The organism is Psychrobacter sp. 1U2, assembly GCF_051847575.1.
Genome location: NZ_JBPYDC010001451.1, coordinates 1 through 598, shown reverse-complemented (window position 1 = coordinate 598; position 598 = coordinate 1). Strand labels below are relative to the sequence as shown.

The following is a 598-nucleotide window of genomic DNA, read 5'->3' as shown; positions in this document are numbered from 1 at the left end:
TCATACTGTCAGTACGCTTATTGTGACGCGTTTTCAGTCCTTTAGACTTCTGACCCCAAGGGCTGGTTGGATGGCGACCTTTATTACGGCCTTCACCACCACCATGTGGGTGATCAACCGGGTTCATCGCAACACCACGAACCGTAGGACGAACACCGCGCCAACGTGAAGCACCAGCTTTACCAAGTGATTTCAGGTTGTTTTCAGTGTTAGAGACTTCACCGATAACTGCACGGCAATTAACGTGTACACGGCGAGTTTCACCAGAACGTAGACGAAGAATCGCATAAATACCATCACGACCTAGCAACTGAACACTAGCACCCGCAGAACGAGCCATCTGTGCACCTTTACCGATTTTAAGCTCGATATTGTGAATCACAGTACCCAATGGGATGTTTTTAAGCGGTAGGCAGTTACCTGGACGAATTGGTGAAGTTTCACCTGACATTACAGTGTCACCAACTGCTTGTTTTTTAGCAGCGATGATGTAACGACGTTCGCCATCAGCATATTTTAGTAATGCAATATGTGCAGTACGGTTAGGATCGTATTCGATACGCTCTACCGTTGCTGGAATATTGTCTTTAGTACGCTT

The 598-nt window shown here is 46.7% G+C and carries 1 protein-coding gene; it reads right to left on the bottom strand.

All coding sequences use genetic code 11. From position 1 onward, the window contains the following. Positions 1–598 (bottom strand): 50S ribosomal protein L2 (gene rplB, locus ACS8FD_RS22580; protein ID WP_439277506.1); only part of this gene is annotated, 598 nt, incomplete at both ends.